This is a genomic window from Paenibacillus beijingensis, from assembly GCF_000961095.1.
GTDB classification, from domain to species: Bacteria; Bacillota; Bacilli; order Paenibacillales; family Paenibacillaceae; genus Paenibacillus_O; species Paenibacillus_O beijingensis.
Map to the genome: position 1 here is coordinate 60,635 of NZ_CP011058.1, position 24,342 is coordinate 84,976.

Sequence of the window (24,342 nt, forward strand, 5' to 3'; positions counted from 1 at the left end):
CACCACTTCGTGCAGAGCGATAAAACGAACGAACCGGCCAAGGATAGCCCCTTGATGGGTTCGTTTACATTTTGAAGCAGAAAATGCTTGAAAATACGACTAAAAACCTACTTTTGGGATAGCCCCTTCTAAATAGGGCTAATGCTTACAAGCGATCTCCGGACCCCCTAATGACAGAATAAGATCGACATCATAGCGGTAATAAAAAGCGGCAGTCTACGGATGATATTCATGTCCAAGGCTGCCGCTTCTTTCACGTTAAAGCTTTCCTTTCACTTCCATGAAGGATCAGAATTTTCCACAAGTGCGATTGATTCATTGAAGCTTATAATTGGCAATCGCTTCGCCGAACACAGTGCCGATGAACAGATCATCTCCTCTTCGTTCCACGGAACTGATCGAGTGAACCTTTTCACCGCCCGGATCATGATAAGTACGGATCACTTCCCCGTTCGGAGACAATTGAATGACGTAGCCGTACCGGTTATTTTCCCGAGCCGGAATTCCCCGCAAGAAGGAAAACGGAAGTTTGGCGAATTGCCGTTTTATGAAGGCGTTCTGCTGGAGTGAGTCCAGGAGCGGAGTGCGCAAGTTACCCCCGGTCCAATAATGGCCTTCGTCGTCGACCGATAGATTATCCGGCAATACCGGCAAGTTTTCGGCGAATACATCCGTGGTATTTGCCTTCTCGCCTTTCAGCCAATACCTCGTGATTTGATATCGGGACGTTTCGTTAATGAGCAAGTAATCTTCCTCGGGGGATAAAACGACTCCATTTGCGAAATAGAAACCCTCAGCAAGCACTCTCGTCTCTTTGGTCGCCGGATTGTAGCTGATTAACCTGCCGTTAGGCGTCCCTTCCAGCGTATCGAATGGCCAGCCATAATCGAACTTCGTGCTGGCGTCCGAAAAATAAATGGTGCCGTCCTTCGCAATATCCAATTCATCGGCGTAATGGATCGGAGAATCCCCGACTCTATCGGTCAATAAAGTCACCTTTCCATCCCGATCGACGGATACGACGCCCACGTCTTTAACGGCGGAAATCAAATTCCCGGCACGGTCGAATTGAAGTCCTAAAGGATATCCGCCGGTTTCGGCGAACGGTTCGACGCTTTCCGCCTTCCCGTTTGCGTTCAAGCGGATTCGATGAATGGTGCCGTCCTGAGTGCCCGTGTACAAATGACCCTCCGAATCGAAAGCGATATCTTCCGGATGGAACAATTTCCCGCCGGCGAGAAGCTCGGCGTCCCGCAGCAATTGATTTTGTTCATAAACGCCCTTTGCTTCCGGAATCGGCTGCGGCTTCCATGATACCGGATCGATAGGCGAAGGAAATACGAAGAGAAAGAAGGCGATGATCAGCACCAAAGAAGCCAGTCCGTACAGCAATACTTTTCCAAGCGTTCTTTTCCAGGGTCGTTTCAATCTGATCACACTCCTGATAAATGATTCAGCTTGTGATATAATAAACCATTATATACCACTTGGTATAAGTATAACGACCGACATAGTTTCAGTCAAGGAGGAGTTCCTGTGCCTAAACCGAAATCGGATTCGAAGGAGCGCCTGATCGAAGCGGCCTCCCGATTATTCTCGCAGCAAGGCTACCAAGCGACCGGCTTGTCGCAAATCGTGGAAGAAAGCGGTGCCGCTCGCGGTTCGGTCTACTTTCTGTTTCCCGATGGAAAAGAGGGGATTGCCGTTGAAGCGATCAAGCAGTCCTCAGAGCAAATGCGGCAATTGCTTAATGCCACATCCGAACCGTGCAGCACGATTTCGGAATGGCTTCGCCGAATATGCGACGTCATCTCCGCAAGACTTCAGGCTTCCGGATTCCGCAGAGGATCCCCTTTTGCGGCGGTAACTATGGATGCCGTTAACGACGAATCCTCGCGATTGGGGCAAGTTTGTCATAAAGCTTATGAAGAATGGATTCAGGATACGGCAACCATTTTAAATCAAAAATTCGGCGTGGAAGAAGAGCGGGCATCGGTGCTCGCCACATCGGCTATAAGCGCAATTGAGGGGGCATTGATCCTTAGCCGGGCTAAGCAGAGCACGGAACCTCTTACTCTTGTTACCCGAATGCTGATTGAATGGGTGGAAAGCAAGATGGATGAAGGCACGTCCGCATGAGACTTGACGAAACCATGCAAGGGGCTTTTATCGCCTGAACGAGAGATGGGGTCGACAAAAAAAGTATATTTGCAGGAATTTTAACGTTGTCGAAAAATAAAAAGAAAATAGATACAACAAACGAAACGGCCAAATGATAGCCCCCTTGATCGGTTCGTTTACGCTTTTGAAGCAGAAGGGCTTGAAATACGACTAAAAACCTGCTTATGGGACGGCCCCTTACGATTTCGGTTCAAGCGCTTCATGTTTTGCAAAAACGGAACGAGGCTCGAGTCAGCCAATCCAGAAGGAACGTTTGAATCCCCTACGTAAAAGGGTACAACCCGTCAAAAATTCGTTACTCCTCGTACTTCTTCAGTACGATGACCGCATTGTGACCGCCGAAGCCGAATGAGTTCGAGATGCCGATCCGCGGCTCGGCCCTGCGCGCCTTGTGCGGAACATAATCGAGATCGCATTCCGGATCGGGCTGCTCCAGATTGATCGTCGGCGGGATCATTCCTTCCCGCAAGCTTTGGACGAGCGCTACCGCTTCGACGCCGCCTGCCGCTCCGAGCATATGTCCGGTCATCGATTTATTGGCCGTGACCGGAATACGGTAAGCTTCTTCTCCGAACAAGCTCTTGATTGCCCGGGTTTCGGACAGATCCCCGAGCTGGGTGCTTGTCGCGTGCGCACTGATCACATCGACATCGGAGGGTTCAATGTCCGCACTGCGCAAAGCGGTTCGCATCGCCTGATAGGCGCCGCGTCCATCCGGATGGGTCGCGACCATATGGTAAGCATCCGAGCTGGCCCCATAGCCGATTACTTCCGCAAGGACACGCGCTCCGCGCCGCTGCGCATGCGCCAATGATTCAAGCACGACAATGCCGGCTCCCTCCGCCATGACGAACCCGTCGCGTCCGGCATCGAACGGCCGGCTTGCGCGGGACGGCTCATCATTGCGCAAAGATAATGCTGTCGCGTTGCCGAAGCTCGCCAGCGACAATTCGGTAACGGCCGCTTCCGCCCCGCCGGCGAACACGACATCCGCATCACCGCCGCGGATGAGACGGAACGCTTCGCCGATCGCCGTATTGCCGATCGAACAGGCGGTTACCGGCGACAAGGTCGGACCGTACGTTCCGAACCGGATGCTGATTTGCGCCGCCGCGATGTTGGAGATCATCATCGGCACCAAGGTCGGGCTGACGCGCGCCGGTCCTTTGCTGAGCAGCAGCGCCTCGTTGTCGATCAGCGTTTGCAGCCCGCCGATCCCCGAGCCGACATAAACGCCGACCCGTTCGCGGTCCGTCTCATCCAGCTTCAAATTCGCATCCGCCGCGGCCTGCTCCGCCGCCGCAACGGCGAATTGGCAGAACCGGTCCATTCTTCGCGCTTCCTTGCGGCCGATCACGCCGTCCGCGTCGAAATTCCGCACAAGCCCGGCAATCGCCGCTTTTTGCCGGGATACGTCAAACGTATCGATGCCGCTGATGCCGGATTCCCCTGCCACCAGACGGTTCCAAAACGTCTCCACATCGTTGCCGAGCGGAGTGACAACCCCCATCCCCGTTATGACCACTCTTTCCATGACGAATTCCCCCCTGTCCCACGCCTTATCGGCATGACTATTCGTGGCGCGGGCCGCTCCCCGCAACCCTTCTCGGCGCTGCATGAAGGCTGTCAGCCTCATGAGACGTCCGCTGTATGAACCCTATTTTTCCATAGCCATTATCCTATTACAAGTTATAGTTTATCCTGGTATAATAGCTACTATATTATGCTGCCCGAACGGAGGAATTATCGAATCTTATGAACACGCAAACCCGATTGCAGGCATTGTCTGCGTTTCTTAAATCGCAGCGGGCCAAGCTGACGCCCCAATCCGTCGGATTGCCGGAGGGGACCCGCCGCAGAACGCCCGGCCTTCGGCGGGAGGAGGTTGCGCAGCTGGCCGGCGTCAGCAGCACGTGGTACACGTGGCTGGAGCAGGGACGGGACATTCAAGCTTCTCACTCCGTGCTCGGTTCAATCGCTTCCGCATTGCGGCTGAACGGCGATGAGCGCAAATATTTGTTCGCCCTCGCTTCCGGCAGCGGCACGGTCACGCCTCCGCCTTCCGATGAGCCTCTGCCGCAAATCATGCCGCCGCTGCAAAAAATGATCCGCGAGCTTCGCTACTGCCCGGCAATCATCACGGACAGGAGATATCAGATCGTCGGCTGGAACGCAGCCGCCGCATGCGTCTTTCTCGATTTCGAGCAGATCCCGCCTGAGGAGCGGAACATGATCCGGCTGCTGTTCGCCCGCAAGGAATTGCGCCGCCTGGCGGTCAATTGGGATCATTTCATCAGCGGGTTTCTGGCGATTTTCAGAGCTTATTACGGCCAATATGTGGAGGATGAATGGTATGAGCGGTTTCTGGCGGAAATGAGAGGGTTGCACGCCGAATTCGATCCGTTATGGAACGACAGCAGGGCCAACCGCGCTCCGGATGTCGTGCTGGAGTTCCGGCATGCGAAAGCGGGCAAGATGCTGTTCCATCTCGCATCGCTGCAGGTGCACGGAAGCGCCGACCTGCGCTGCAGCGTCTATACGCCCGCCGAGGACTCCCTGACTGAAAGCAAACTGAAACGTTTAATGGAAAACATGGAGCGTAAACCGTGATATTTCGCTTGGATCGGACGGGATGATAAGACTCCATTCGACACTGATAGGATTGGATTGCGGATCGTTCGCCCTTATCAATATTTGACACATCTGTCAACGGGGATATAAAATGTTGTCACAAACGTGTGAATCTAATTCACAGTTTAAGTTATCCGATTTTGATTTAATAAGGAGGAAATCAACAAAAAGTCGGCCGTCCCTCTACTTTGCAAGACTAGCTCAGCTAATAAGGTGTGGGAGGAAAAAATGAATGACGATTACGAAAAACGCTTTTATTTGTATCGGTACAACCTGTATCGGCGAAAAATCAAACCCCTTTATTATCGCAGAAATCGGCAATAACCATAACGGAAGCGTCGAATTGGCCAAGAAGCTGGTCGATCATGCCAAAGCGGCAGGCGCGGACTGCGCGAAGTTTCAAATGCGCCATATGACCAGCCTGTACCGCAACGACGGAAATGCCGATGACGCGAGCGAGGACTTGGGCACGCAGTACACGCTTGATCTGCTGTCGCGCAATCAATTAAACGACGAAGATCTGTTTGCCGTTTTTGATTATTGTCATGAAGTCGGCATTATACCGCTATGCACGCCGTTTGATCCGACAAGCTTAAACAAGCTGGAGAAGTACGGAATGACCGCCTATAAGCTGGCATCCGCCGACTTGACCAACCATGAGCTGATCAAGGAAATGGCCAAAACCGGAAAGCCGCTTATTTGTTCGACCGGCATGTCGGCCGAAAGCGAAATTATCGAAACGGTCCAATTATTAAAGAAGCTCCAGACGCCGTATGTACTGCTGCACTGCAATTCCACCTACCCCGCCCCATTTAAAGACATTAATCTTAATTATTTGGACCGTCTGCGCAAGATCGGAGATTGCCCTGTCGGTTATTCCGGCCACGAACGCGGCATCCATGTCGCCGTTGCGGCCGTCGCCAAAGGCGCCAAAGTAATCGAAAAGCATATTACGCTCGATAAAAATATGGAGGGCAGCGATCATAAAGTGAGCCTGCTTCCGCATGAATTCGCAACGATGGTTCAAGGTATCCGCGAAGTTCAGCAGGCGCTTGGAGCTTCAACAGAACGCAAAGTTACGCAGGGCGAACTGATGAACAGAGAAAACCTTGCCAAAAGCTTGGTCATTAACCGCGATTTGAAGAGCGGAGAGATCATCAGGCAGGACATGATTGAAGTGAAAAGCCCCGGCCGCGGACTGCAGCCGAACCTGAAGGACAAACTGATCGGCATGCGGGCAAAACGGGATTTTAAAAAAGGCGACTTTTTCTTCTCGATGGATTTGACCCATGAAGTGATTCGGCCGAGACCGTTCGAATTCGGGCGTCCTTGGGGAGTTCCGGTCCGCTATCATGACTTTCAAAACTTTACGAAGCTGTCAAACCCGGATTTGCTGGAATTTCATTTGAGCTATAAAGATATGGATGTCGATTTTAACCCGTATTTCAATGCCTCGTACGATATGGATTATGTCGTGCACAGTCCCGAGCTGTTCGCGGGCGACTTCATCTTGGACTTGGGTTCCACGGATGAAGAGTACCGCAAACGTTCCGTACGGGAGCTGCAAAGAGTTATCGATATTACGCGCGGCTTAAAGCGCTATTTCCGCCGTGCGAGCCGCCCGTTGATTGTCACCAATGCAGGCGGATTCACCGTGGATGCCCCGCTGTGGCCCGAGCAGCGCAAACCGCTTTACGATTTGGTCGTGCAAAGCTTGTCCGAGCTGGACATGGACGGGGTGGAAATCATCCCTCAGACGATGCCGCCGTTTCCTTGGCATTTTGGCGGGCAGCGCTATCATAACTTATTTATGGACCCGGATGAAATTGTCGAGTTCTGCACCCGGAACGGTTACCGGGTATGTCTGGATACGTCGCATTCCAAGCTGACATGCAATTACTTTAACCTGCGCTATAAGTCATTTATCGATAAGGTGGGGCCTTTTGCCGCCCATCTCCACATCGTGGACGCGAGCGGAACCGACGGGGAGGGGCTGCAAATCGGTGAAGGCGACATCGATTTTGCTTCTCTGGCCGAAGACTTGGACCGCTGCGCTCCGCACGCTTCCTTCATTCCGGAAATTTGGCAAGGACACAAAAATGATGGAGAAGGGTTTTGGCACGCGCTCAAGCAATTGGAAAAATGGTTCTAAGATGCAGTCTCTAAGCAGTTGACCGGCAACTCAACGGGCGGGTGGGAACGCCTGGTTTCCGCCCGCACGTTACGATGCGAACCGCAGCGGTATTCGCTTGTCCGTCTTCTGCGCCGCTAGTTAACGGTCAGCGCGCAGCAGGCCGATCTCATCATCCGTCAGCCCGCGATATCCGCCAAGCGGCAGCGATTCGTCGAGCTTTAACGGCCCCATCGACACTCTCCGCAAATAGGTCACTTTTTTGCCTGCCGCTTCAAACATCCGTTTGACTTGATGGAACTTCCCTTCTTTGATTGTCAGCACAATCGCCGAATAGATCCCGTCTTCCCGCTGTTCACGCGAAACGATCGCCAGCTCGGCCGGCATCGTCTTGTAGCCGTCGTCAAGCGTTACTCCGGCGGCAAACAGATCCGCATCCTCTTTCCCGACATCGCCGCGCACAAGCGCCTCATATATTTTCGGCACATGCTTGCGGGGCGACAGCAGGTCGTGGGCAAGCTGTCCGTCGTTGGTCAGCAGCAGCAGCCCTTCCGTATCCTTGTCCAGCCGTCCGACCGGAAACGGGCTCAGCGTCCGGTCCTCCGGCTTCAGCAAATCGATGACGGTCCGGTCGCGGTTATCCTCGGTCGCCGATACGACACCTTGTGGCTTGTTCAGCATCCAGTAAACGACGTCCCGATAGACGACTCTTTCTCCTTCGAATTCCACGATCGAAGTGTCCGGATTCACAATGAGCCCCGGATCTTTAATGACGGAGCCGTCAACGGTCACTTTCCCTCCTTTGACCGCCTTTTTTATTTCGCTGCGGGTGCCAAAGCCCATATTGGAAAGCAATTTATCCAAACGCAGTGTCTTTTTCGCTGCCATTACATTCGCCTCCATCCGGCCGGAAGGCCGTTCTTCAGCATTCCGCCGCTGTATTTGCCCCATCCGAGCGGATAACCGTCAACGCATACGAGGGTATAACCTTTGGTATTTACCGTTTCCGCCGGAAACTTGCCGCGCAATTCATCTTTGCCGCCGCGCGAACCCCCGTCTGAAACGGCCGGTATAGCCGCATTCATCCGTTCCGCATCCGGATGCAGCGTCTCGCCGCGAAGGAAGCGGAGCGTTTCGGGTTCGTCCGCCCGGAAATTCAGCCATCGGACAGCGTCCGCCGCTTTAAGTCCCATCGCCAGCGGCTGCGAAGGCTGAAACTTGCCCCCGCTGCCCGCCTCACCGACGAACCAGCCGGCGCGGACGACTTTTAGGCCGTCCAGGGAAGGCATCTCCTCTGGCTGCAAATAAACTCTGGTGCCGTAAACGACTGGCACGCCGGTAAACTCGGCGCCCGCTGTCAAATTTTCTTCGGCGAACCGCTGCCACTGCGCAAGCGGGTCCGCCTCTTCTTTTGCCGCTTTGCGCAGCGGTTCCGAATAACGCCCGGAAGATCTTTCCGGCCCGCGCACAATTGGCTTGCCGCTGCCCATCGCCTTGCCGCCGCTGCCGTGCCGGCGCCGATCCCGGGGCTCGGCGTTCAGCGCCCGCTCGCCGCTCCCTCGTTTGCGGCCGTCGTGACCGTCTTCTCCGACGCGGCCGGCTTGATCGTCTCCGCTGCGTCGTTTCGTTAATACGGCGGCATAATGCCCTTCGCCTTTCACCCGGTGCGGCCACAGGCGGACCGTACCCGCAAGCGGATGCATTGCCGTCTGGACGGCATCGGTGCCGTATTCAGCCGCCCATTCCGGACGCCCCGGCATCCAGCCGTACCGCGCCTCAACCGGTACGACTTCCAGCTCCGGAAATTCCGCCAGCAGGCGGGCAATGGCGCACTCATTTTCCTCCGGCGAGAATGTGCAGGTGGAATAAACGAGCGTGCCGCCAGGAGCCAGCATCGCCGCCGCATGCCGCAGAATGTCCCGCTGCATGGCCGAGCAGCGTTCGACCGAATGCTTCTCCCACTCCGCAATCATCGACTCTTCTTTACGGAACATGCCTTCCCCGGAGCAGGGAGCATCAACAAGAATGCGGTCGAACCAGCCGGCAAACGTGTCGGCCAGCCGGTGCGGTTCCTCGTTCAAGACGACGGCGTTGCGGACTCCGGCCAGCTCGATATTTTTCGCCAGCGCTTTCGTCCTCTCCCGCGCATTGTCATTGCTGACCAATACGCCCCTGCCTTGCAGCTTGGCGGCGATTTGGGTCGACTTGCCGCCCGGCGCTGCGCACAGATCGAGCACGCGGTCGCCCGGCCGGACGCCGAGCAGCTCCACCGGAACCATTGCGCTCGGCTCCTGGATATAATAAAGACCCGCATGATAATACGGGTGCTTCCCCGGCCGGTCCTTCTCATCGTAGTAATAACCTTCCGCCGTCCACGGAATCGGAGGCATTCCCTCTCCTTCCCCGAACGGATTGATGTCCCGCCAAGAGCCGGACGTAAGCTTCAAGCTGTTGATCCGCAGGCCGTACAACCGCGAATCGCCGTAAGAAGCGATAAAGGCCGGAAACTCGGCGCCAAGCAAATGTTCCATTTTATCCAAAAAAAGCTGCGGCAGCCGCGGCGCCATCATTCCACATCCTTCTTTCAAACGTTCTGTTGTGGCAGTCCGTCTTTTCCGTTATTCAAGTGATATAGAAACGGCACCGCCGTCATATCGGCGATGCCATTCGCTTCACATAGCTTCAGCCTGATCTTGAAAACGCCAAGCTCAAGGCTGGTTATTTTTTCTGGCCCGATAAAGCGACTGCTGGATTTCGCCCGACAGCTGATTCAAGCCGAACGTATCCTCGTGCTCCCAAAGCTCGTTGAAGCGCAGCTGGTACTGGGCCGCTTCGCGGACGCGCCGGTAGAAATACAAGTCCTGAATATCGCTGAGCACTTTGGAGACGATATTCGACCTTTCTTCAAAGCCGGTCTGGGCGTCCAAAATTTCCTTGCGGATGCTCGACATTTCCGTATCGAGCTGAAAAGCCGCTTCGGCCGCTTTTTTCAGCCGACCTTTTACATCTTCAGGGATGCTTTCCTTGTACTTATAGTTGAGCGAGTGCTCGATCGTCGCCCAAAAGTTCATCGCCAAAGTGCGGATTTGCACTTCCGCCAGCACTTTCTTGTGCCCGACAGCGGTTTGTACCGGATATTCCACAATCATATGGTAGCTGCGGTAGCCGCTTTCCTTATAATTCGTAATGTAGTCCTTCTCGTAAATAAGGGTCAAATCTTTACGGTTGCGGATCAAGCCCGCAACGCGGAGAATGTCATCGACGAACTGGCACATAATGCGGATGCCCGCAATATCTTCGATACCTGTTTCGAGCGCATCCATCGGCACGTTAAGGCGTCTGGCCTTTTCAAGAATGCTGGAAATTTTTTTGACCCGGCCGGTGACAAATTCAATGGGCGCATATGATTCTCTTGCCTTCAATTCGGCGCGCATCGTCTTGAATTTCACTTTAAGCTCTTCAACCGCTTGTTCATAAGGCTGCAAAAAAAGGTTCCAATCCCTGCCGTCCATCCGGCCGCCTCCTGTCTATCAGTGATGATCGGCGCCGATCGCTTCCGTCACTTGCATGAATCCGTCCCTCCGCAGCCGCTCGCGAAGTCCTGAAGTCAGCTCCTTCAGCACTTCCGGACCGCGGTAGATCAGCGCCGTATAAATTTCGACCATACTCGCTCCGGCGCGAATTTTATCGTATGCATCGTCAGCGTTAAAAATGCCGCCGGAACCGATAATAGGCAGTTTCCCGCCTGTCTGTTTGTAAACGGCAGCGACGATTTCCGTCGAACGTGCCTTCAGCGGCTTGCCGCTCAGTCCGCCGGTTTCGCCGGCATTGCGATGCGTCAAGCCGTCGCGGGAGAGCGTCGTATTCGTCGCAATGAGGCCGTCTACGCCGCTTGCCGCAATCGTATCGATGGTCAGTTCCAGCTGCTCATCCGTCATATCCGGCGCGATTTTGACCAGAACCGGCTTACGCTTGCTGCCGCTGCGTGCCGCCTGAATTCCCATCTCCTCCAAAACTTCGGAAAGCAGCGTCCGCAGTTCCCCGCCATGCTGCAGCGCACGCAGGTCGGGGGTATTCGGCGAGCTTATGTTGACGACGAAAAAATCGCCGAAAGGATAGAGCTTTTCCAGACATTTGCGGTAATCCAGATGCGCTTCCTCATTAGGAGTCGTCTTGTTTTTGCCGATATTGACCGCAATCGGTATGCTGCGCTTCCTTCCGGCACTGAGCCGCTGCGCCATGGCGTCGGCGCCGTCGTTATTGAAGCCCATCCGGTTAATGAGCGCTTCGTCGGGCGGAAGCCGGAACAGCCTCGGCAGCTCGTTGCCCGCCTGCGCCTTGGGCGTAACGGTTCCCATTTCGGCAAAGCTGAAGCCGATATTCCGAAAGATGTCGCCGACTTTGGCGTTCTTGTCGAGTCCCGCGGCGAGGCCGACGGGATGGCTGAATTGCAGGCCGAACAGGTTAACCGCCAGCTCCGGGTAATTCGGTACGCCGTACAAAGCATGCAGCAGCCCGGTCGTACCGGGTATCCGTCCCGCCGCGCTCAGTCCGTCGATAACGAGATGATGGGCTTTTTCCGGGTCCATTCGAAACAAAGCCGGTTTAAGCAAAGATGTGTACAGCAATTAAACTCACTCCGATCCAGATAAAAAGGTACTACAGATCAGTTTATCTTTTTCCGGGGCAAAAGAAAAGGGCTATCCCCCTACAATTCCATTACAATTCGCGTGGGAGCGGCCTCTTTGCGTTTATCTCTTTTCCGTTTACGCCATTCTTATGGATTCTAATGCAGCCAGTCGTAAACCGTCCCGGGATTTTCTTCATTTTGTTTCGGCGAGAGCCTGAATCTCTCCTCCGGTTTAGAGACGCTTGACGGCAGCAGGCCGCTGCCGATCTGCACCGACGTTCCAAGCGGAATCAAATCGTAAAGCTCTTCCACGTCCTCTTTGTTCATTCGGATGCAGCCGTGGGATTCATCGCCGCCCACGCTGTCCGGCTCATCCGTCCCGTGGATGGCGTACCTTGTACCCGACAATGTCATTCCTCGGCTTCCAAATGGGCCGCTGGCCGTACCGTTCGGATTTTTGACTTTTTCGGTAATGGTGAAAGGCCCTTCTGGCGTCTTGGCTCCCCCCAATCCCACTTCATAGCTTCGCACGATAATCGTGCCGCTCAGCACCGCAAGCCGATGCGTTGATTTATCGACGACGACCCGCAGCGTATCTTCTTCGTGATGAAATACGGAAGCCGGAATGCCGCTCCCGCTGCCAGCAACATTGCCGGCGGAAGTACCTCCCTTTTCGCTTCCGGCACTGCCGCTTCCGCGTTTTTCCGCCACAGTCGGCGTTTCATGCTCTTTGCCCACTTTTTCAACGACTTCTGCAAAAAGGCGGCGCATGCCGTCCGTATCTCCGGACAGCATATTGAGCGGATACGGTTTCACAAGATCATTCAGGCTGGCCGGGAGCCTCCGGTGAATTCGCTTGTACTGGCGAACCGCGCTGGTGAGCGTCATTTCCTCTTCTTTTGTTTTCATCCACTCACGAAGCTGCTGGTAAGCTTTTTTCGGGCTTGCCGGACGACAGTCGCACAGCTGCGCATTATACACATGCACATCCAGCTTCCCGCTTTCTTCCGTCCGTTCCACGGAAAAGAGCACTTCGGTTCGGCCCGTCCACAGCTCGTAGCCTCCCTCCACCTCCATGCGGGCCGCAATATCGGTGGCGGAGCCGCTCGCTCCAAATATCAACGCATTCATCGTTCCTCCCAAAGCCTGGCTCCGGTCGGGATCGGCAAAAACGACATTGACGCTGAACGGGGAGCCGGCTGCCGTAACGTGTTCGGAGCTATCGTAACCCGCTTCTCTGCTGCGATCAGAGCTGTCCCCCGGCGCAAACACAACGGCGAGCGCCAGCAGCGCAGCGGTCAGAAGTCCGGTTCGGACAACCGCTTTTTTTACCCTTCGGGACCGGTTCCACTGCTCGATCATGACTTGAGGCGCATCAAATAAGGGATGCCGTTTCCGTTCATACGCTTCATATACGTGGCCAGCCTGCAAGTAACAGTAGTTGGCCTTCGCTTCCTTGTTCTGCGATTGATACGATTTGCCTAACAAATACCACGCCATCCGGTTGTCCGGATGATTTTTTACATACTGCTTCAAGTATTCGAGGTGATCATCTTCATCCGGCAATCCTCTCTCCCCCTGCCCGACACTCTTTGCTCTTTATATCGGCAAAAAGACCGTCCTGTTTAGTCCGGGACGGCCGCAGCTTCACTTCATTCAATTGTCGCTTTAGTCGCTCATAAGCCGGCTGTCTCCAGCCGACAAAAAGCTCCCGCTTCATAATGAAACGGGAGCTCCGGATAAACCTTATCTGCTGTCTGCAGATTCGGATTAAATTATCGGTTAAACGGCTCGTCAGCGATTTTGATGGAATCGGTCGGGCAGCCGTCGCAAGCGTCTTGAAGATCGTCATACAGATCTTCCGCGATCGCTTTCACGCCGTGATTGCCGTCGCCGTCATAAATTACTTCCGCGAGGCCTTCATCATCATAATCGTAAATGTCAGGAGCTGTTGCTCCGCACGCGCCGCAAGCGATGCAAGTATCTTTGTCTACCCATGAATATTTAGCCATGGTCTTTCCCTCCTAGATTGCTGAAAAATGCGGGCATAAAAAAATCCCGGGTCATGATAAGTTCCCTTACACATCAATATATAACAAATCGTCATCCATTTGCAAGGATGTCCCCCGAATTCGTTTGTTCCGGATCAAAGCCGATGGATCGTCTCCGAGCATGCCTGCCGTCAGCACCGCGTCTTCGCCGTACTTGTCCCTCAGCTTATCCATCGCGCGCGTCAGCGCTTCCTGGCGCGGATTTTTGTCGTAATCGAACAGGTCGAGCTGCACTGCCGTCTCGTCCTTTAGCGATAAATTTTGCAGCGTGATGCCGAGCAATCTGACTGGGCCTCCATGCTTCCAATGAAAATCGAACAGCCTGCACGCTTCACGGTGGATTTCGGCAGCGTTGTCGGTCGGCGTCTCGAGCGTCATGCTGCGCGTCACGGTCGACATATCCGGCCGCCGGATCGTAATTTGCACCGTCTGGGCAACGAGCTTCTTCCGGCGCATTCTGCGCGACGTCTGATCGGCCAAATTAAGCAATACACGGTGAATGTCTTCACATTCACTCAAATTTTCGGGAAGCGTCGTCGTATGCCCGACCGATTTGCTTTGTTCTATTGTTTCCTTCACAGGCGAACGGTCGATTCCATTCGCCGCTTCCTTCATCCACAATCCCATTACCCCGAAATGGCCCGTCAAAAACGAAACGTCGCTCGCAGCCAGCTCCCCGATCGTCCGAATGTTCAGCTTTCGCAGCTTATCCGCCGTTTTTCGCCCGATGCCGAACAGACTGTCGCAGGGGCGGCTCCACAGCCGGGCCGGCACGTCGCGGATGCGCAGTACGGTAAGTCCATTCGGCTTGTCCATATCGGAAGCCATTTTGGCCAGCAGCTTGTTGGGCGCAATTCCGATGGAGCAAGGAAGCCCCCATTCGGTCCGGATTCGTTCCCGGATCCGGTGGGCAATGTCCAGCGGCGTGCCGTACAGCTTCGAGCCGGTAATATCCAGATAGCATTCATCGATCGACGTTGCCTGAACCAGCGGCGTAAAGCTGCGGGCAATGTCCATAAATCCGCGCGAGTACCGGCGGTACAAATCAAAATCAGGCTGAATAATAATAAGCTGCGGGCATGCCTTCAATCCCTGCCGTACCGTCATCCCCGTCTTGACGCCGAATGCGCGGGCGGCATAAGAGCATGTAACGATGACGCCCTTGCGCAGCTCTACACTGCCGGCCACAGCAGTCGGCTTGCCTTTATATTGTTCCGGATGCTCCGCTTCATGCACGGAACAATAGAAGGCGTTCATATCCAAATGCAGGATTACTCTTCCCTTAGCCGGGTAATGATCTTCGACCATGTCCGTTCATCCCTCGCTTTCACGATAGCCGCCCGCGTGATTTAAGCTCCGGTTCGTATTATAATTAGGATACAATTGGATGCAAATACGGTCAAGGAAAGACGGCTGTTAAAAAAATGAACCAAACTCTCTACACGTGACGTAATAAGTGATATAATTTATGAATTATGACTTTGTGATGACTGCAATTAAGGGGGATAACCCGGCAATGACAACTGCCATATCGATTTTTGACACGACGCTGCGCGACGGTACCCAAGGAGAAGGGATCAGCCTCTCCGCGGACGATAAATTAAAGATCGCCTTGAAGCTGGATGAACTTGGCGTTCATTATATTGAAGGCGGCAACCCGGGAAGCAACAATAAAGACATTGAATTTTTTGAGCGGGTCAAAGGAATGAAGTTCAACGCCAAAATTACGGCTTTCGGCAGCACCCGCCGCAAAAACAGCGTTGCCGAGCAGGACGCCAGCCTGCTGCGCATCGTAGAATCCGGCGTTCCGGCAGCTACGCTCGTCGGCAAATCATGGGATTTTCACGTGCATACCGCCCTGCAAACGACACTTGAAGAAAACCTGGCCATGATTTTCGATTCGATCGCTTTTTTGAAGCGCAACGGCATCGAGGCGATTTTTGATGCCGAGCATTTCTTCGACGGCTACAAACATAACCCCGAATACGCGTTAACCGTTCTGCAGAAAGCCCGTGAAGCGGGTGCAGACTGGATTGTGCTCTGCGATACGAACGGCGGGACGCTTCCGGGAGAAATTCACGATATCGTCAGACGGGTCAACAACGAGATTAAAGCGAATATCGGAATTCATACCCACAACGACTGCGAACTGGCCGTCGCCAATTCGCTCGCCGCGATTCAAGCCGGCGCACGCCAGGTGCAAGGGACGATTAACGGTTACGGCGAGCGGTGCGGCAACGCCAATTTATGCTCCATCATTCCGAATCTGGAGCTGAAGCTCGATTATTCCACGATCGGCGTGGACAAACTGCAGCAGCTTACCGGAACGGCCCGTTATATAAGTGAAATCGCCAATGCGAATATGCCCGTCGGACAGCCTTATGTCGGCAATGCGGCGTTTGCGCATAAGGGCGGCATCCATGTATCGGCCATTTTGAAGGATTCCAAAACGTACGAGCATATCCGTCCGGAACTTGTCGGAAACAAGCAGCGTGTTCTCGTTTCCGAGCTGGCGGGCCAAAGCAACGTCATTTCCAAAGCCCAGGAGCTTGGTCTCGACATCAATGCCAACAACAATAAGACGAGGGAAATTATCGACCGGATTAAAGAACTCGAGCATCAAGGCTACCAATTTGAAGGCGCGGACGCGTCGATGGAGCTGCTTCTGCGTGAAGCATTCGGCGAGATGGAAGAGATCTTCCAGGTTGAATCGTTCAAAATTCTCGTTGAAAAAACAAACGCCGATATGGTGTCGGAGGCAATCGTCAAAATCCGCCTGGGCGACGAAACGGTCTACACGGCTGCCGAAGGGAACGGTCCCGTTAACGCGCTGGACAATGCACTGCGGAAATCGCTCATCCAGTTTTTCCCGAAAATTAACGATATCCATCTTTCCGATTACAAAGTTCGGGTCATTGATGAGCAAGGGGCAACCGCCGCTAAAGTCCGCGTCCTGATCGAATCGACCGACTTTGACAATACGTGGAGCACCGTCGGCGTTTCCAGCAACGTCATCGAAGCGAGCTGGGAAGCGCTGGTGGACAGCTTCCGGTACGCCATCCTAAACATGTCCAAAGTGGAGTCTAACGCTTCGGAAAACGTGCGCGAGCAGCTCGGCCTTGTGAATCACTGAACTAAATGTGCCCAGGTTAATCAAAAACCTGCCGGAGAGTTTTGTCCCGGCAGGTTTTTTCAATCTTCTCCATTATAAGCGCTGTGACTGCCGCGCAGCGGCTTTCAACCGGCGCTTATAAATATCCCTCAATTCGCGATTCCCACTCTTTACGCGTAATGATACCGTTTATCCGCTCCAATACCTTCCCGGAAGGATCGATAATAAGGCTGGTCGGAAAATTGTCCACTTTGTAGAGCTTTGTGGCCACTCCTGCGCGATCCATCAAAATCGGGAACGAAAGCTTTTGCGCATCAACAAATTCCCTTGCATCGCGTTCGCGGTCAAAGGCCGTTGAATTGACGCCATATAAATCCACTTGATCTCCATATTGTTTGTATAGCGCTTCCAAATCTGGTGCTTCCATTTCGCAAGGCGCGCACCAGGAAGCCCAAAAATTGACAATGAGCAGCTTGCCGCGGCTTCCGCCGATCGAGTACGGTCTTTCATCCAACCCCTGCAAGGTGAACGCCGGGGCCATGTAGCCTTCCTTCGGTTTCTCCAGGGCGTCTGCTGGATTGGTGGTAGCGGTCGCTTTGCTTTCTTTGCCCGAATAAAATTCAAACACCGCGAACGCAATAAGCAAACAGGCAGCAACGACGAACACAATGGTACGTTTCATGCGGACCCTTCTTTCGCAAAATATGGAACAGCTTGATTTTTCCATGTTACCATGCTGCGGAATGCCGGCTCAACTGTGCGGGCACATTAGTGGAGTCAACCCACGCACGAACGGAGGAAATGTTCAATGAATCAGGCATCCCGCAGCACCGGCGGAGCCGCCGTCCGCAAGCAGACTGTCGGCCAAACGATCGGCGGCGCTAATAAAGCTTCCGGGTCTAAGTCCCGTAGCAAATGGAAGGAATATACTGCCCTTGCAACTGTTCCGCTTGTGCTTGTTCTCGGCAACTCCATGCTCGTACCTATTTTGCCCGATATGGAACGCCAAATGAAACTGACTTCGCTGCAATCCAGCATGGTCATAACTTTATTTTCTATCGCTGCGGGCCTTGTCATACCTGTTGCCGGATATTTATCGGACCGGTTTAGCCGTAAAGCGGTCATTATTCCATCGCTGGCCATATACGGAGCCGCGGGCATTCTGGCCGGATTTGGGGCATTATGGGGGTCTTATGCCATATTGATCGTATCGCGCGCTATTCAGGGCATTGCCGCCGCCGGAACGGCGCCGATCGCCATGGCATTGGTCGGCGACCTTTATAAGGATGGGGAAGAGAGCGAAGCGCTTGGGCTCATTGAAGCTTCGAACGGAACCGGTAAAGTGGTCAGTCCGATTATCGGCTCCCTGCTCGCTCTCATCGTCTGGTATGCGCCGTTCTTCGCTTTCCCGCTATTTTGCGCTGCGTCGCTTCTGGCGGTCATGTTTATGCTGAAGGAGCCTTCATCCAATGAAAAGCCGGTACCGGCCTTGGAATATTTGCGCGGCATCGGAGCTGAATTTAAGGCGCAAGGCCGTTGGCTTATCCCGGCATTCGTCGCCGGGGCGCTTGGTTTGTTTATTATGTTTGGCGTTCTTTTTTATTTATCCGATGTTTTGGAAAAAGCACCTTATTATATCGACGGCGTAGCAAAAGGCGGCGTTTTGGCCATTCCGCTGCTCGGGCTCGTCGTCACGGCGTACTTGACCGGAAGAGTAATCAAAAATAACGGCCGTTTAATGCGTATTTTAATGGTGACGGGGCTTGCTCTTATGGCTGCCGCACTTGGATGCGGGATGCTCGGCTACAATAAAATTATTTTGCTGATCGCGCTCATTACAATAAGCAGTATTGGCACCGGGCTGCTGCTGCCTTGTTTAAACACCCTGATTACCGGCTCCGTTGACCGTTCCAAGCGCGGGATGATTACATCTTTGTACAGCAGTCTCCGCTTTATCGGCGTTGCGTTCGGTCCTCCGCTGTTTACATGGCTGACCGCAGTATCGGTCATGCTGCTGTTCGGTATCGTATCCGGTCTTTCCGTCGCGGTCATGATCGGAGTATGGCTGCTCGTACGCCCGCCGGCCAAATCTGGCGATACGGCGGGGACGAACAACAGAAAGTAATAAGTCAGGGTGCCGAATCGGATTTGCTTAAGCGCTTTTCAATTGTTGTCGTAAAAGGATATACTGAAACGACAGCATTACAGAAATGAAATCAAGCTTTTGGCAGACACGATATATGCGCACCATTGTTTTCTTTTTATGCAAAGGAGTTTTGATGATGCCATTTAACCAAACCGACGATGGAAATGGAATTGCCCGAAATCACTCCATGCCATTTCCGAACAAGTTCATAACGGCGGAGGCTTATGAGCGAATGATTGAGATCTGCCGGCGTTCCTTGCCCGAAGAGGCGTGCGGCGTACTGGCTACAACTGGCGGCGGCGCTGGCGAAGCGGTTTCTACAACCAACGCCCCCGCAAGGATCGATACCGTTATTCCGATTGCGAATTGTCATCCAATGGCAAAAAACAGCTTCCGATTTTGTCCCGAGGATTGGATCGACGCTTATTACAGCATGCAAAAAAACCGACAACAGCTTGTCGGTTTCTTCCATTCCCATCCTGCAACGCCGCCTTTGCCTTCTACTCGAGATCTAAACGGTTTATTATGGACAACCGCATCGGCGGCAAAAGGTCGGCTCTCTTACTGGATCATATCGCTTCGGCAGCCGCTTGAACCAAAGGCAGCCGCATACGAAATTGCCGGAAACCGGTTCATTCCGTTAATGCTTGCTTAAATAAGCATACAAATCACCAAGCGTCGTAATATTGCGTTCAAGAATCCGGTTCAAATAAAGCAGCCACAATTCTGCCTGCATAAGCGAGTCTTTGAGCGCATGATGTCGCTGGGTAACTTTAATTTTCTCAGTCTCGAGCAGTTCATCAAGACCGTAGCTTTCCCGGTGCGGGTTCAGCCATTTGGCGATCATCATCGTGTCAAGCAGACGGTGGGTCAGATTGACCTTGGACGTTTTCCACAGAGCAGCATTTAAAAACTGCTTGTCATGGCCGAGTCCATGTGCAATCAGAAGCCGTTTACCGCAAAATTCCATAAAATCATGCAGCACCTGCATCAAATCCGGTGCGTCTGCAACCATTTCATTGCTGATTCCGGTTAGTTCCGTAATATGCTTCGGCACTCTTCGTTTCGGATTCACAAGACTGTAAAACGTCCGGTCCGGGTACAGCTCCTTCCCGCGCAGCAGCACCGCCCCGAATGACAAAATTTCATCCCCGTTGTAAGGATAGAAGCCGGTCGTCTCCAGATCGAACACGACCACTTCCATCTCCTTCAACGGTTCGTCCAGCATCGATTGCTTCCGCTGCTCTTTGGTCATGGAGCGGATAAAAGCCATTTGCTGCGCATTTTGCGCACCCAGCATAGAGGCAATGGCCGGCGTGACGCCACCCATTTTATAAAGCTGCCACATCCGGCCGACACCTTTTTGCTCTTTCATCACTCTCTCCTCCGCCGCGTCAGAGCCTGCTCACCGTTTGACGATACACCCGGCGCTGCAGTTTCTTTCCGAGCTTCAGTCCGCTCTTCAGCTCGTCCGCCAGTTCTTTGGTAAGCTTCCGGCCGGACAATTTGCCGTTATTGGAATAAAGACCGTTCTCCGTCTTTTCCGTCGTCATCAGGCGAAGCTTGAGAAACAAGCGAAACGCCTCGCTTAATTCCTCCGCTTCTTCATCTGACAGCTGCGCTTCCGCATGCAGTCCTTTAATTCTTTCAAGCGTCGAGGTCATCTTCAGGTTGGCCTGAATCGCGAGCAGTCTGATGGAGTTCACCATCGGAATGTAAGCTCCGTATTTAATATCCAGACTTCCGGCATCTTCCCCATACTGTTCCTTTAACAGGTGACCGAACACGCCGAGCAGAACTTTATGCCGCAGCGTATTGTCCAGCATTCGTTTGACGATGACGGGGGTATTAATATAATCGCTGTAAAAATGATCTTTTAACCCTTTAACCAGTTCTTGCTTTCCATACAGACAGCGACCGTCCGCGACAATGAGCAAATAACGAACCGACTCCCACGCCGGTTCTTCAAACCAGCCGTTTAACCGCTCCTTCCACTCGGAAAGAGATAACCGCCAATCGGCGTTGCTGCTCAGCACGTTGCCATCGCATGGAGGGTAACCGATCTTCTGCAGAGATTCCACAATCCAGAGCGCCAGGTCATTAAAATAATCCCGGCATCGGACTGCATCCTCGTCATTTCTCGGATCTTCGTACACAATACCGCTGTCTTGGTCACTGGATAATGTCTGCTCTTCCCTACCGCCGCTGCCGAACAATAAATAAGCATATGGCACGGGGGGAGAACCTTTCCCCCTCCGTGCCATATCAGCTTCTGCGAGGACGATTACACGCTTAATAAAAGCGTCATGTACCTCGTTCATTTCCACATAAAATTGTTCGACCCCACGCTCAGGGAGCAGAGCCACCATCCGTTCTTGAACTTGATCCCGCAAACTGCGTAGTACCGACAGCTCATCTGCCGAGCCGATCTGCTTTAACAGCTGCAATCGGAACGGATCGCTCATTCAGGCGCTCTCTCCCCTCGGACAATTACTGCCTAAACACGATTAGTTATCGATTTGTCCGGCTTTTTTCATTTGTTCCGGATAGCCGTAGGTACCGTGTTCGCTAAGATCCAGACCTACAATCTCTTGTTCTTCCGTAACACGCAGCCCCATAATAGCCTTGATCAGACCAAGCAGTACGAAAGAAACAACCAGAACGTATGCGCCGCAGACAACAACGCTTTCGAATTGAACCCAAAGCTGATGCCAGTTGCCGGTGTCGATTACGCCGCCTTCGCCGATGCCTACTTTTTCAGCAAGCTCTTTCGTAGCGAAAATACCGTTTGCCAACGTTCCCCAGATCCCTGCTACACCGTGAACGGAAAGCGCGAAAATCGGATCGTCGACTTTTACTTTCTCGAAGAACTTCGCGCTGAAGACGACAAGCACACCGGCAATAAGACCGATCACAACAGCCGCCCAAGGATCAACGAACGCACAAGACGCGGTGATGGCAACCAAACCGGCCAAAGCGCCGTTCAGCATAGAGCCGATATCCGCTTTGCCGAGCAATGCCCAGGATACAAGGAGAGCCGCCACAGCGCCACCAGCTGCGCCGAGCTGAGTGTTGAACGCCACATAACCGAAGAAACCGTCGCCGACCGCTACCGTACTGCCTGCGTTGAAGCCAAACCAGCCGACCCACAAAAGAAGCACCGACAACGCGCTGAAAACTTGGTTGTGACCGAGAATTTCGTTTGCGGAGCCGTCTTTGTTAAATTTGCCGATCCGCGGCTTAAGCAGTACCGTTGCAGCAAACGCCGCAATTGCACCCGTTAAGTGAACGACCGTGGAGCCTGCAAAGTCTTGCGCGCCGTCCTCAGCGAGCCAGCCGCCGCCCCAGATCCAGTGCGCGATAACCGGGTAGATCAGCGCCGTAAACAGGATGGTGAAAATGAGGTAAACGGACAGCTTGGCGCGTTCCGCGAATCCGCCCCATGCGATCGACAGCGAAACCGCAGCGAAAGCAAGCTGGAACATAAAAAATACAGTCGAAGGATAGTTTTCCCCTTCGGCAGCCGCTTTAGCCGGGCTGAAGAAGAAGTCGCCCCAACCGATAAATTGCGAAATGCTGCTGCTGCCTCCGAACGTCAAACCATAGCCGACAGCCCAGTAAACCAAGGTGCAAAGACCTAAAGTGAAAATCGTTTTACCGGCAACGTGACCGGCATTTTTCATTCTTGTAGAACCGGTTTCCAAAAGAATGAAGCCGCCTTGCATCAGAATTACAAGTACTGCTGCGACTAAAATCCAGAGTGAATTAAGTCCCATGTTCAGTGTTCCTGCAGATGGATCCTCCGCAAAGGCCATTGCCGGGAACAAGAGCGACAACGCGCCTAGGGTAAACAACATTTTCTTGACCAAAACGACCACTCCCTAGTGTGATATTCTCTAACGTTTTAGGAAAGACTTAATGTCATTATAGACAGAAGCACTAGTTTTGACAATATAGTTTTTCGTAAAACGCAAAATAAAATCTAACGTTCGTGTTTCGAAATGAACCGAATGTTAAGTTTTTTCGCTCTTTTCGCCTCGAATTCCTTCTCAAAGCGCTTCATTTTTCGTAAAATATTAGTCTATGGGAAATTATAGGACTCTTAGAACCTCCTTAATAAAAACATATTTCTTCATCATAATGCAGCCCGTTCTTCAAAGCATAACGTTTGACTGTACGGTTCCAAAACCGTTATCATTATAATAGAGAAAAAAGCATGATTTGGGAAGGAAGTGGATCGATGGAGAATACCAAACTGCTGCGGATTGGAGAACTTTCCAAAAGAGCGAACGTCAGTCCGAGGACGATCGATTATTACACCTCAGTCGGCCTAATTGAGCCTTTTAAACGTTCGGACAAAAATTACCGGCTTTACAACGATGAAACCTTGAAACGTCTTGAACGTATAGAACAGTTGAAGAAAGAAAAATATACGTTGGATGAAATAAAGGAAACCTTGAATACGTGGAGCAAAGTTTCTTCTGTGCAGCATGTATCGCAGAAGCTGACCGATCTGCAGCTTAATCTGACGCAGCTGGAGAGGCAGGTTAAGGAGCTTGAGCCGGTTATTGAGCAGCTGAAGCCAAAGCAGGCCCACCAGCTGTTCAACCGGCTGATGCCGCAAACCGCAGCCTGTATCGAGGCGCTGATGATTTTGGTTAACAAAGGTTCTTTTATGTAAACAGCGTAGCCAATACAGATGGAGGGATAGATCATGTTTTTTCATCCGATGGACATTCCCATTTTAATTGCGTTCGCGTTATCGATTTGGGCCCAGTTTAGAGTCCGCGGCACGTTCAACCGCTGGTCCGAAGTTCGCTCCATGAGCGGCATGACCGGCTACGAAGCCGCACGGCGCATGCTTGATGCCAACGGGCTTCACGATGTTCCGATCGAACCGGTTCGCGGCACGCTTTCAGATCACTACGATCCGATCCACCGCGTCGTGCGTCTCTCGGAACCCGTTTATTATGAAAACAGCATTTCCGCCATCTCGGTTGCGTGCCACGAGGTCGGCCATGCGATCCAGCATAAGGTTCATTATCCGATGCTTGTGCTTCGCCACCGGATTTTCCCGGTCGTCAACTTCGCTTCCGGTTTGGCTCCGTTTCTGCTTATCGCCGGCTTTCTGTTCCAACTGACCGGATTGATCGGAATCGGAATTATTTTCTTTTCGGTAGCGGTCGCCTTCCAGGTCATTACGCTTCCGGTTGAATTTAACGCCAGCAACAGGGCAAGAGACATTATGATCGCCGAAGGATTTATTACAAACGACGAGGAACGCGGCGTTGCCAAAGTACTGAATGCTGCCGCTCTTACTTACGTCGCGGCGGCTGTCATTTCGCTGCTGGAGCTTTTGAAGTACATTATGATATTTAATTCCTCCAACCGCGAATAAGGCCGATCTAACGACATTTAAAGAGGGAGGCATTCCTGACCAGGGAATGCCTCCCTCTTTCT

Annotated in this window: 21 protein-coding genes; 8 read left to right on the forward strand and 13 right to left on the reverse strand. The window is 52.9% G+C overall.

All coding sequences use genetic code 11. The features are described 5' to 3' along the window. Positions 1-315: 315 nt before the first annotated feature. A complete protein-coding gene (locus tag VN24_RS00325) occupies positions 316-1,428 on the reverse strand; it encodes an SMP-30/gluconolactonase/LRE family protein (RefSeq protein ID WP_045668789.1) in 1,113 nt (370 codons plus the stop codon). Between the two features lie 108 nt (positions 1,429-1,536). Here VN24_RS00325 and VN24_RS00330 point away from each other — a divergent pair, with 108 nt between their 5' ends. Next, positions 1,537-2,139, forward strand: a complete 603-nt coding sequence (locus VN24_RS00330; protein ID WP_052702712.1) for a TetR/AcrR family transcriptional regulator — start codon at positions 1,537-1,539, stop codon at positions 2,137-2,139. Between the two features lie 337 nt (positions 2,140-2,476). Here VN24_RS00330 and fabF read toward each other — a convergent pair whose 3' ends face one another. Beyond that, positions 2,477-3,715, reverse strand: a complete 1,239-nt coding sequence (gene fabF, locus VN24_RS00335) for a beta-ketoacyl-ACP synthase II (RefSeq protein ID WP_045668790.1) — start codon at positions 3,713-3,715, stop codon at positions 2,477-2,479. A 221-nt stretch (positions 3,716-3,936) separates the two neighbouring features. Between fabF and VN24_RS00340 the strand changes: the two genes are divergently transcribed. Both VN24_RS00340 and VN24_RS00345 read left to right on the forward strand, forming a co-directional pair. Beyond that, positions 3,937-4,791, forward strand: a complete 855-nt coding sequence (locus tag VN24_RS00340; RefSeq protein WP_045668791.1) for a helix-turn-helix transcriptional regulator — start codon at positions 3,937-3,939, stop codon at positions 4,789-4,791. Between the two features lie 253 nt (positions 4,792-5,044). Beyond that, the gene (locus VN24_RS00345) at positions 5,045-6,964 is read left to right on the forward strand and encodes an N-acetylneuraminate synthase family protein (protein ID WP_082083537.1); all 1,920 of its coding nucleotides are present in this window, start codon (positions 5,045-5,047) and stop codon (positions 6,962-6,964) included. Positions 6,965-7,084: 120 nt separating this feature from the next. Here VN24_RS00345 and VN24_RS00350 read toward each other — a convergent pair whose 3' ends face one another. From VN24_RS00350 to VN24_RS00380, 7 genes are all read right to left on the reverse strand, one after another. Then, on the reverse strand, positions 7,085-7,831 hold the full coding sequence (locus VN24_RS00350; protein ID WP_045668792.1) for a pseudouridine synthase: 747 nt from the start codon (positions 7,829-7,831) through the stop codon (positions 7,085-7,087). Further along, a complete protein-coding gene (locus tag VN24_RS00355; RefSeq protein WP_338012210.1) occupies positions 7,831-9,513 on the reverse strand; it encodes an RsmB/NOP family class I SAM-dependent RNA methyltransferase in 1,683 nt (560 codons plus the stop codon). The genes VN24_RS00350 and VN24_RS00355 overlap by 1 nt, the downstream gene beginning before the upstream one ends. A gap of 138 nt (positions 9,514-9,651) precedes the next feature. Beyond that, positions 9,652-10,455, reverse strand: a complete 804-nt coding sequence (gene yjbM, locus VN24_RS00360) for a GTP diphosphokinase (RefSeq protein ID WP_045668794.1) — start codon at positions 10,453-10,455, stop codon at positions 9,652-9,654. Positions 10,456-10,473: 18 nt separating this feature from the next. After that, entirely contained in the window at positions 10,474-11,571 is a 1,098-nt protein-coding gene (locus tag VN24_RS00365; RefSeq protein WP_045668795.1) for a quinone-dependent dihydroorotate dehydrogenase, read from the reverse strand. Between the two features lie 158 nt (positions 11,572-11,729). Beyond that, entirely contained in the window at positions 11,730-13,139 is a 1,410-nt protein-coding gene (locus VN24_RS00370; RefSeq protein WP_045668796.1) for a L,D-transpeptidase family protein, read from the reverse strand. A gap of 209 nt (positions 13,140-13,348) precedes the next feature. Further along, on the reverse strand, positions 13,349-13,585 hold the full coding sequence (locus VN24_RS00375; RefSeq protein ID WP_045668797.1) for a ferredoxin: 237 nt from the start codon (positions 13,583-13,585) through the stop codon (positions 13,349-13,351). Between the two features lie 66 nt (positions 13,586-13,651). Then, a complete protein-coding gene (locus tag VN24_RS00380; protein WP_045668798.1) occupies positions 13,652-14,932 on the reverse strand; it encodes a DNA polymerase IV in 1,281 nt (426 codons plus the stop codon). A 208-nt stretch (positions 14,933-15,140) separates the two neighbouring features. Between VN24_RS00380 and cimA the strand changes: the two genes are divergently transcribed. Beyond that, a complete protein-coding gene (gene cimA / locus VN24_RS00385) occupies positions 15,141-16,757 on the forward strand; it encodes a citramalate synthase (protein ID WP_045668799.1) in 1,617 nt (538 codons plus the stop codon). A 115-nt stretch (positions 16,758-16,872) separates the two neighbouring features. Here cimA and VN24_RS00390 read toward each other — a convergent pair whose 3' ends face one another. Next, on the reverse strand, positions 16,873-17,418 hold the full coding sequence (locus tag VN24_RS00390) for a TlpA family protein disulfide reductase (RefSeq protein WP_045668800.1): 546 nt from the start codon (positions 17,416-17,418) through the stop codon (positions 16,873-16,875). Positions 17,419-17,544: 126 nt separating this feature from the next. Here VN24_RS00390 and VN24_RS00395 point away from each other — a divergent pair, with 126 nt between their 5' ends. Further along, the gene (locus VN24_RS00395; RefSeq protein ID WP_082083538.1) at positions 17,545-18,861 is read left to right on the forward strand and encodes an MFS transporter; all 1,317 of its coding nucleotides are present in this window, start codon (positions 17,545-17,547) and stop codon (positions 18,859-18,861) included. A gap of 253 nt (positions 18,862-19,114) precedes the next feature. After that, a complete protein-coding gene (locus tag VN24_RS28640; protein ID WP_420798640.1) occupies positions 19,115-19,537 on the forward strand; it encodes a M67 family metallopeptidase in 423 nt (140 codons plus the stop codon). Here VN24_RS28640 and VN24_RS00405 read toward each other — a convergent pair. Genes VN24_RS00405 through VN24_RS00415 form a run of 3 tightly spaced genes read right to left on the reverse strand, consistent with a single transcriptional unit; the run spans position 19,523 to position 22,751 of the window. Then, positions 19,523-20,257, reverse strand: a complete 735-nt coding sequence (locus tag VN24_RS00405) for an exonuclease domain-containing protein (RefSeq protein WP_045668802.1) — start codon at positions 20,255-20,257, stop codon at positions 19,523-19,525. The two genes, VN24_RS28640 and VN24_RS00405, sit on opposite strands and share 15 nt — an antisense overlap. Positions 20,258-20,276: 19 nt before the next feature. Then, entirely contained in the window at positions 20,277-21,347 is a 1,071-nt protein-coding gene (locus VN24_RS00410; RefSeq protein ID WP_045668803.1) for a DUF294 nucleotidyltransferase-like domain-containing protein, read from the reverse strand. A 42-nt stretch (positions 21,348-21,389) separates the two neighbouring features. After that, positions 21,390-22,751: an ammonium transporter gene (locus VN24_RS00415; RefSeq protein WP_045668804.1), complete on the reverse strand. Its 1,362-nt coding sequence runs from the start codon at positions 22,749-22,751 to the stop codon at positions 21,390-21,392. Between the two features lie 371 nt (positions 22,752-23,122). Here VN24_RS00415 and VN24_RS00420 point away from each other — a divergent pair, with 371 nt between their 5' ends. Together VN24_RS00420 and VN24_RS00425 are read left to right on the forward strand one after the other, a co-directional pair. Next, positions 23,123-23,563, forward strand: coding sequence for a MerR family transcriptional regulator (locus tag VN24_RS00420; protein ID WP_045668805.1), 441 nt, complete (start codon positions 23,123-23,125; stop codon positions 23,561-23,563). Positions 23,564-23,596: 33 nt separating this feature from the next. After that, positions 23,597-24,280 (forward strand): zinc metallopeptidase, encoded by a 684-nt coding sequence (locus VN24_RS00425; protein WP_045668806.1) that lies wholly within the window; start codon positions 23,597-23,599, stop codon positions 24,278-24,280. Positions 24,281-24,342: the final 62 nt, after the last annotated feature.

Excerpts from the sequence above, each read along its gene's own strand:
- fabF (WP_045668790.1), bottom strand. The coding sequence starts at position 3,715 with ATGGAAAGAGTGGTCATAACGGGGATGGGGGTTGTCACTCCGCTCGGC.
- VN24_RS00340 (WP_045668791.1), top strand. The coding sequence starts at position 3,937 with ATGAACACGCAAACCCGATTGCAGGCATTGTCTGCGTTTCTTAAATCG.
- VN24_RS00345 (WP_082083537.1), top strand. The coding sequence starts at position 5,045 with ATGACGATTACGAAAAACGCTTTTATTTGTATCGGTACAACCTGTATC.
- VN24_RS00350 (WP_045668792.1), bottom strand. The coding sequence starts at position 7,831 with ATGGCAGCGAAAAAGACACTGCGTTTGGATAAATTGCTTTCCAATATG.
- VN24_RS00355 (WP_338012210.1), bottom strand. The coding sequence starts at position 9,513 with ATGATGGCGCCGCGGCTGCCGCAGCTTTTTTTGGATAAAATGGAACAT.
- yjbM (WP_045668794.1), bottom strand. The coding sequence starts at position 10,455 with ATGGACGGCAGGGATTGGAACCTTTTTTTGCAGCCTTATGAACAAGCG.
- VN24_RS00375 (WP_045668797.1), bottom strand. The coding sequence starts at position 13,585 with ATGGCTAAATATTCATGGGTAGACAAAGATACTTGCATCGCTTGCGGC.
- VN24_RS00380 (WP_045668798.1), bottom strand. The coding sequence starts at position 14,932 with ATGGTCGAAGATCATTACCCGGCTAAGGGAAGAGTAATCCTGCATTTG.
- cimA (WP_045668799.1), top strand. The coding sequence starts at position 15,141 with ATGACAACTGCCATATCGATTTTTGACACGACGCTGCGCGACGGTACC.
- VN24_RS00390 (WP_045668800.1), bottom strand. The coding sequence starts at position 17,418 with ATGAAACGTACCATTGTGTTCGTCGTTGCTGCCTGTTTGCTTATTGCG.
- VN24_RS00395 (WP_082083538.1), top strand. The coding sequence starts at position 17,545 with ATGAATCAGGCATCCCGCAGCACCGGCGGAGCCGCCGTCCGCAAGCAG.
- VN24_RS28640 (WP_420798640.1), top strand. The coding sequence starts at position 19,115 with ATGATTGAGATCTGCCGGCGTTCCTTGCCCGAAGAGGCGTGCGGCGTA.
- VN24_RS00405 (WP_045668802.1), bottom strand. The coding sequence starts at position 20,257 with ATGAAAGAGCAAAAAGGTGTCGGCCGGATGTGGCAGCTTTATAAAATG.
- VN24_RS00410 (WP_045668803.1), bottom strand. The coding sequence starts at position 21,347 with ATGAGCGATCCGTTCCGATTGCAGCTGTTAAAGCAGATCGGCTCGGCA.
- VN24_RS00420 (WP_045668805.1), top strand. The coding sequence starts at position 23,123 with ATGGAGAATACCAAACTGCTGCGGATTGGAGAACTTTCCAAAAGAGCG.
- VN24_RS00425 (WP_045668806.1), top strand. The coding sequence starts at position 23,597 with ATGTTTTTTCATCCGATGGACATTCCCATTTTAATTGCGTTCGCGTTA.